This is a genomic window from Muriicola sp. (genome assembly GCF_041567615.1).
Taxonomy (GTDB): domain Bacteria; phylum Bacteroidota; class Bacteroidia; order Flavobacteriales; family Flavobacteriaceae; genus Muriicola.
This window is the reverse complement of record NZ_JBFGBM010000129.1, coordinates 1-7,984: the sequence shown is the minus strand read 5'-3', so window position 1 is coordinate 7,984 and position 7,984 is coordinate 1. Positions and strand designations below refer to the sequence as shown.

Below are 7,984 nucleotides of genomic sequence, written 5' to 3'. Positions count from 1 at the left end.
TTGAGCACTTTGGCAAAAGACTCCCTGATATCTACCGGCACATACTTGATCTTATACTTGGCGCAGGTCAGTTTTAATTCCTCCATGAAGGCTTTTACCTCCGCCTCATAGGCTTCTTTGATGGTGTCTGCAAAAAGGTCTATATGCACCCCGGTTTCCACGTCCTTGAATCGTTTCGGTGTATTTTCAAAATTAAAAGAGAGCTCTGTCTCCCTGTCGAGCAAATGGAAGACGACCACCTCGTGTTTGTTGAATTTCATATGGCGCAGGGCGTCGAATAACTGCTCGTCCTCAGTTTCTGTCTGGAACATGTCTGTAAAAAGAAAGACCAGGCTGCGACGCTTCAATTTTTCTGCGATCTGGTGAAGGTAGGTATAGGTCTTGGTACCGCTCCCCGTACTTTTCATCTTACCCACTTCGTTTAACCTCGCCAACAACATCTGGTAGTGCCGTTCACTTCCTTTTTCCGGGGAGTAATGCGAATAGACATCAGAATAGATACTCAACCCCACAGCGTCCCTTTGCCTTTTTAAGATATTCATGAGGGCTGCAATGCCCAGTACCCCAAAGCCGATCTTGTTCAGGTTGTCTATCCTAAGCTGTTTTACTTCCGGATAATACATGGAAGCTGAGTTGTCCAGGATCATATGGCACCTGAGGTTGGTCTCTTCCTCGTATCGCTTGGTGTAGAGCTTGTCCGTCTTTCCGTAGAGCTTCCAGTCGATGTGCTTGGTGCTTTCCCCCGTGTTGTAGATCTTGTGCTCGGCAAATTCTGCCGAGAATCCGTGGAAGGGGCTTTTGTGTATCCCGCTGATAAACCCTTCCACTACCTGCCTCGCCAGAATCTCCAGGTTCTGGAATAAGCCACTTTGTTCTATCTGTTGTTGCAGGTCCATATTCCAAAGATACGGAGAGGGCCACAATTGTCACCTATCAATACGGCATGCCTTTCAGGCATAAAAAAAGCCCGGGGGAACCCGGGCTTAAAAAAATTTGAAAATTATGATCAGAGCGCTGCGTCAATGGCGTCTGTATACACTTTTTTGGGAGAGACCCCTACCTGCCGGCTTACGATCTCGCCATCTTTGAATACGAGTACGGTAGGAATGTTCCTTACGCCATATTTGGCCGCGTATTCCTGATTGCTGTCCACATCTACTTTTCCGACTACAGCCTTACCTTCGTATTCATTGCTCACCTCATCGATGATGGGTCCGACCATTCGGCAAGGACCACACCAGGCGGCCCAGAAGTCGACCACCACTGGTTTGTCACTTTTTAAGACCACTTCGTCAAAGGTTGCATCTGTTATTTCTAATGCCATGTTTTTTAATTTAGATTACGCAAATTTAGACAAATAATTCCCTATTTCCTTACAGCAGGTATATTCGTTTTCCCTATAACACCATTACCCGAGGCTATCAATTGAGTTTGTAGTGCACCTCCTTCTCCTCAAGCGTAGCGAGCAGTTCACTGCTGATCTGCACCTTCTGCTTCCTGCTGGAAAGGGTGACCTTGATCTCTTCCTGCATTTCATACACGGTAAAATGCAGAGGTTGTTTACCCTTGTGGGACCTCAGCGTGTCCTTCAAATCCAGGATACGCTCCTCTCTCAATTGATCTATGTCGAGTTTGATGGTCAGCTTCTTAGCATAATTTTCCATCACATCCTGCAGCAATAAGAACTGGTTGAACTGCAGCCTCGGGTCTCCCTTTTTCCCGGTCTCCCGGTTCACCCATCCTTCCCTTACAAAAACCTTTATGTAGACAAAGGAGTTGATCATCAGGAAATGGCGGAATTTGAGGTATTCTTCCCCGAAAATCCTGAATTCTATAGAATCCGTGTAGTCTTCCAGGGTGAACAGAGCCCATCCTTTCCCGTTCCGGCTAACCCTGTGCTGTACGTCGGTGATTACGCCCGCAAAGCTGAGTTCCCTGTTGATCTGGTCATCCAAATGATGGAAAAAGGAGATGTTGGCATTGGCAAAGGCCTTGATCTCGGCTTTAAAATCGTCCAGGGGATGGCCCGAAATATAGATCCCCACTACCTCTTTTTCGCGGCGGAGCTTTTCCATGGTTCCCCATTCCGTACAGGGGGGTACCACAGGTTCCGGGATCTGTACTTCGCTGGCGTCACCAAAGAGGCTGACCTGGGCAGAATTCTCATTTTCCTGATATTTGGCTCCGTACCGGATCACCTTTTCCAGGAAGGTGATTCCCTCCCCTTCCATGTGAAAGTACTGTGCCCTGTGCGTGTCACCGAACGAATCGAAGCCGCCGGCCAGGGCGAGATTCTCAAAGGCCTTCTTATTGGCAGCCCTGAGATCGATGCGCTTGGCCAGGTCAAATACCGATCTGTAGGCACCATTCGCCTTGCGCTCTTCAACGATGGTCCGCACCGCGGAACGTCCCACTCCTTTAATAGCTCCCATCCCAAAGCGGATGGCTCCCTCCTGGTTCACGGCAAATTTGTAGTAGGATTCATTCACATCCGGACCTAGCACTTCCAGCCCCATCCGCTTACATTCTTCCATAAAGAAGGTCACCTGCTTGATGTCATTCATGTTGTTAGACAGCACCGCTGCCATGTATTCGGCAGGGTAGTGGGCTTTCAGGTAAGCCGTCTGGTAGGCGATGTATGCGTAACAGGTAGAGTGACTTTTATTGAAAGCATAGGAGGCAAAGGCCTCCCAGTCTTTCCAGATCTTCTCCAGAACCTCCCTCGGATGCCCGTTCTTTTCCCCTCCGTCCAGGAACTGGGGTTTTAGCTTTTGCAGGAGGGCAAAGATCTTTTTCCCCATGGCTTTCCTGAGAATGTCTGCCTCACCCTTGGAAAACCCGGCCAGCTTCTGGGAAAGCAACATCACCTGTTCCTGATATACCGTGATCCCGTAGGTGTCCTGCAGGTATTCCTCCATCTCGGGGAGGTCGTAGGTGATCTCTTCCTTACCGTGTTTTCGGGCGATAAAGCTCGGGATGTATTCCATAGGCCCCGGCCTGTAGAGGGCATTCATGGCGATGAGGTCGTCAAATACCGTGGGCTTGAGCTCCTTGAGGTGTTTCTGCATCCCGGGGGATTCGTACTGGAAGATCCCCACCGTATCCCCTCTTTGGAAGAGTTCATAGGTCTTCTGATCATCCAGGGGGAAATCATCCGGTACCAGTTCCACCCCGTGTTTGGCTTTTACGATCTTGACCGTATCCTTGATCAGCGTCAAAGTTTTCAGGCCGAGAAAATCCATCTTGAGCAGGCCTGCACTTTCCACCACGGAGTTGTCGAACTGGGTGACGTACAGGTCGGAGTCCTTAGCGGTGGCTACAGGGACAAAATTGGTAATATCATCCGGGGTAATGATGACCCCGCAGGCATGGATTCCGGTGTTGCGCAAAGAACCCTCGAGCACCCTGGCCATATTGACAGTTTGGGCTTCCAGGTCATCTCCCTCCGAGATATTCAGCAACTGGTTGATCTTCTCCATGTCATCCGCCCTGAATTTCTTTCTCAGGTCCTCTTCGGGTAGGCCAAAGATCTTCCCGAGCTTGGACATGTTCGGGATAAGTTTGGCGATGCGATCGGCATCAGGCAGAGGCAGGTCCAGTACCCTGGCCGTATCCCGAATGGAGGATTTGGCGGCCATGGTGCCATAGGTGATGATCTGTGCCACCTGGTTCGCTCCATATTTGCGGATCACGTAGTCCATAACCTTGCCCCGGCCCTCGTCATCAAAGTCGATATCGATATCGGGCATGGACACCCGGTCCGGATTGAGGAACCGCTCAAAGAGGAGGTTGTATTTCAAGGGGTCGATGTTGGTGATCTTAAGGCAATAGGCCACTACGGACCCTGCAGCAGAGCCCCTCCCGGGCCCCACGGACACCCCCATATTTCTCGCCTCCCGAATAAAATCCTCCACGATGAGGAAATATCCGGGATACCCTGAATTCTCAATGGTGGCCAGTTCGAAGTCGATACGTTCTTCTATTTCCGGAGAGATCTCCCCATAGCGCTCTTTGGCTCCTTCATAGGTGATATGCCGCAGATAGCTGTTTTCCCCCCGCTTGCCTCCGTCCTTTTCATCTTCGGCCACCCTGAATTCAGCAGGGATCTCGAACTTGGGCAGGAGTACCTCCCTGGCCAGGTCATAGGGCTTGATCTTATCCACGATCTGCTGGATATTCGAAATAGCCTCAGGGATGTCCTTGAAGAGCACTTTCATCTCATCGGCCGACTTAAAATAGTATTCCTGGTTTGGCAAGCCATAGCGGTATCCGCGGCCCCTTCCGATGGGGGTGGCTTGTTTCTCCCCGTCTTTTACGCAAAGCAGGATGTCATGCGCCTCGGCTTCTTCCTTCTTGCAGTAATAGGTATTGTTGGTAGCTACTACTTTGACGCCGTGTTTTTGGGCAAGGGATAGCAAAACCGGATTGGCCCTGTCCTCATCCTCCTGGTTGTGCCTCATGAGTTCGATATAGAAATCCTCCCCAAACATGTCGTGCCACCATTCCAGGGCATCCTCGGCCTGTTTTTCTCCTGTGTTCAGGATCTTGGAGGCGATCTCCCCGTAGAGGTTCCCGCTCAGGACGATGAGATCATCCTTGTACTGGGTAATGATCTCCCGGTCTATTCGGGGGACGTAATAAAACCCATCCGTGTAGGCCAGGGAGGCCATTTTTGCCAGGTTGTGGTATCCATTTTTGTTCTTGGCCAGGAAAACTACCTGGTAGCCGTAGTCCTTTTGATTCTTATTCTGGTGGTCCTCACAGACAAAGAATTCGCACCCGAGGATGGGCAGGATCGGTTTCTCGTGGAAAACTTCCCCTGATTCTTCTGCCTTGGCTCTACGGGTTTCCAGGGAGGCATTATGGGCCTTTACCTCCTTGACAAAATGGAAGGCACCCATCATATTGGCGTGGTCAGTAAGGGCTACGGCAGGCATCCCCTGTTCGGCTGTGGCCGCCACCAGATCCCTTATCCTGATGGTAGACTGGAGGACAGAGAACTGAGAGTGGTTGTGCAGGTGTACAAAAGGAGTATCTTCCAGGCTTTCGAGGTTTGCCCTGATATCTTCTGAGGATATCTCGGGCTGATCGCTTTCCTGTTTCGATTTGATCTTATCAGACGCTTCCTTCAGGTTTCTGTGACTGAGGCCCAAAGAAGGAATGGTGTCCGGATTGGCCTCTTTGAATCTTTGGAAGTAATCGGGCTGTGCCTTGAGTTCTTGGTACCGGAATACCTCTTTTCGAATGAGTTCGAAAAAACAACGACTGGTAGCCTCCACATCGGCTGCCGCGTTGTGGGCCTCGGAAAAGGAATCGTGAAATAAGTACTCGTGAAGTTCGGTCAGGGTGGGGAGTTTGAACTTGCCACCACGCCCCCCCGGGATCTGGCACAGGGCTGCGGTCTCTTCGGTACAGGTGTCCAGTACCGGTAAGTCCAGCAGGGTGGTATCCATTCCAGCTCTGTGGAATTCGGCTCCTGTGATGTTGATGTCAAAGCTCACGTTCTGGCCCACGACGAACTTTGCCTTCTCCAGGGCACTGTTGAATTCTTCCAGGGCTTCAACCAGGGGGATCCCATCCGTTTCCGCCAGTTCTGTGGAGATCCCGTGGATCTGTTCTGCATCAAAGGGAATGTCGAACCCCTCGGGGCGAATCAGATAATCCTTCTGCTCGATGAGATTTCCCAACTCGTCGTGCAACTGCCAGGCGAGCTGTACGCATCGCGGCCAGTTGTCTACATCGGTGACAGGGGCGTTCCAGCGTTTGGGTAAACCGGTAGTCTCTGTGTCAAAAATCAGGTACATAAAGCGTATTTCGTGGGATGATCGAAGGGTTAAAAATACGGATTTACCGAGGCCTGGGAAAACCTTCTTTTCAGGAGTTATCAACCACAAAAAAATCCGGCCGAAGCCGGATCTTTCAATTTGGGTATTTCGCTGATCAGGAGACTACTTCCTCAAACATTCTGGAGGTTTGCAGTGCCTTTTCGATCGCATTGCGCTGCTTGCTCAGCAGATCGCGGGTCGAATTCGGCAGGATCCATTCCTTGTTCTCCAGGATATCTTTATAGGCGTTGAGGATTTTCTTTTCTCCTCGTTCTACCTCATCCAGAATTTTTTCGGTCTCATTGGAACTGACTCCCGATATGAATTTCATCCACAGCCTGTGAAAATCTCCTTTTATACTTCCACTGTCTTCGGGCAGATTTCCATAGGTCAGGATCTCGGATTTGAGTTCCTGTCCGAAATTGTATCGCTGATTTGCTTTGTCTTCAAGGAATTTTTTAATGGATGGATTCTCTACCTTTTCAGCTGCCAGGGAATAGCCCCTTTTCGCATCATAGGTGAGGGTTAGTAAATCATTTAATTTGTTTGAAATTTTTTCAGAATACTTCATTAATCAATCGTCATTTTAAAATTCAAGTGTTATCGACTCTCGGCAACTGTATATAAGATATAAGAAATCCTCAGAAAACCAAGGAATTACGGGACTTTAAAAGGGATTTAACGGATTCTCTTAAAGAGTGTTAAACACCCAAGAATTCCAGCAAACTGTAAAAACCAGTTGATTCTTATTGACATATAATATGGATAATGTATATTTGCACCCGCTTTAGGACAAAGCGAGTGAAAGAATTAATAACCGAGGGTCGGGTACCCTGCAAAATTAATGTGATATGCCAGTTAGAATCAGACTTCAAAGACACGGTAAAAAAGGAAAGCCTTTTTATTGGATCGTAGCCGCCGACAGCCGTGCAAAAAGGGATGGTAAATTCCTTGAGAAATTAGGAATCTACAACCCCAACACCAACCCTGCTACTATCGACATCAATGTTGATCAATCCGTACAGTGGTTGAACAATGGAGCTCAGCCTTCAGATACTGCTCGCAGGATCCTTTCGTATAAAGGTGTCCTTTTAAAGCATCACCTCATGGGTGGTGTTCGCAAAGGAGCGATGACCGAAGAGGAGGCTGAAAAGAAATTTCAGGCCTGGTTGGATGAAAAATCTAAAAAAGTAGCCGATAAGGAGAAGAACCTTAGCAAGGCTCAGGAGGAGGCCAGGAAAAAAGCCCTGGAGGCCGAAAAAGAAGTAGCTGAGAAAAGAGCCCAGGCTGCCGCGGAGGCTGAACTGCCAGAAACTCCGGAAGCCGTTTCTGCTGAGGAAGAAGTAGCTGCCGTTGAAGGCGCTCCGGCTCCTGAAGATTCTGTTGCACAGGAAGCTGAGGCTCCTGCAGAGGAAGCTGTGGAAGCCGCTGAGGAAACTCCTGAAGCCGCTGCAGAAGAAGCCCCTGCCGCTGAGGAAACCAAGCCGGCAGAGGAGAAGGAGTAATGGCAACCCGGTCTATGCGAAAGGAAGAGTGTTTCTACCTGGGCAAGATCGTTTCCAAATACAGCTTTAGAGGGGAAGTCCTCATCAAATTAGATACAGACGAACCCGAGACATACGAAAATCTGGAATCAGTGTTCATTTCCATGGGAAATAGCCTGGTTCCTTTTTTTATTGTGCAAAGCCGACTCCACAGGTCGAATCTTCTCCGTGTCGACTTTGAGGAGGTCAGCAATGAGGCAGAGGCGGACAAGATCATGGGCTCGGAGGTCTACCTGCCACTGGATCGATTACCCCCCTTAAGCGGGAAGAAGTTTTACTACCATGAAGTCATCGGCTTCAGTCTTATCGACAGTGAATATGGAGATATTGGGACCATCGTTTCCATCAATGATTCAGCTGCCCAGGCACTGTTCGTTTCGGACAAGGACGGTAAACAGCTCCTCATCCCCATAAACGACGAGATCATTACCGAGATCGACCGCTTAGAAAAGACCATTTTTGTCAGGACCCCTGAAGGACTGGTCTCCCTATACCTGGAGGATTAATACGAGTAATGGAAAGCCCATTTCGTTTTAAGCAATTCGAGATCTTTCAGGACCGGTGCGCCATGAAAGTCGGCACAGACGGCGTTCTCCTCGGTGCCTGGGCACCGGT

6 protein-coding genes and 1 pseudogene are annotated in these 7,984 nt (G+C 49.4%); 3 read left to right on the top strand and 4 right to left on the bottom strand.

From position 1 onward, the window contains the following. The 4 genes from ABYP73_RS09450 to ABYP73_RS09435 all read right to left on the bottom strand — a co-directional run. On the bottom strand, positions 1-896 hold an 896-nt coding region (locus ABYP73_RS09450), incomplete at its 3' end, for a DUF58 domain-containing protein (RefSeq protein ID WP_372974150.1). 110 nt (positions 897-1,006) lie between these two features. Further along, complete coding sequence (trxA, locus tag ABYP73_RS09445) at positions 1,007-1,324, bottom strand: thioredoxin (protein WP_372946059.1); 318 nt, start codon at positions 1,322-1,324, stop codon at positions 1,007-1,009. 97 nt (positions 1,325-1,421) lie between these two features. Continuing rightward, a complete protein-coding gene (gene dnaE, locus ABYP73_RS09440; RefSeq protein WP_372974149.1) occupies positions 1,422-5,804 on the bottom strand; it encodes a DNA polymerase III subunit alpha in 4,383 nt (1,460 codons plus the stop codon). A 136-nt stretch (positions 5,805-5,940) separates the two neighbouring features. Next, positions 5,941-6,396 carry a PA2169 family four-helix-bundle protein gene (locus ABYP73_RS09435; protein ID WP_372974148.1) on the bottom strand — a complete coding sequence of 152 codons (456 nt, stop codon included), beginning with the start codon at positions 6,394-6,396 and terminating at the stop codon, positions 5,941-5,943. Between the two features lie 280 nt (positions 6,397-6,676). Between ABYP73_RS09435 and ABYP73_RS09430 the strand changes: the two genes are divergently transcribed. The 3 genes and pseudogenes from ABYP73_RS09430 to ABYP73_RS09420 all read left to right on the top strand — a co-directional run. Continuing rightward, entirely contained in the window at positions 6,677-7,330 is a 654-nt protein-coding gene (locus ABYP73_RS09430; RefSeq protein WP_372974147.1) for a 30S ribosomal protein S16, read from the top strand. Between the two features lie 14 nt (positions 7,331-7,344). After that, entirely contained in the window at positions 7,345-7,875 is a 531-nt protein-coding gene (gene rimM, locus ABYP73_RS09425; RefSeq protein ID WP_372974146.1) for a ribosome maturation factor RimM, read from the top strand. Between the two features lie 8 nt (positions 7,876-7,883). Further along, positions 7,884-7,984 (top strand): annotated as a pseudogene (locus tag ABYP73_RS09420) (tRNA (adenine-N(6)-)-methyltransferase); the annotation flags it as partial.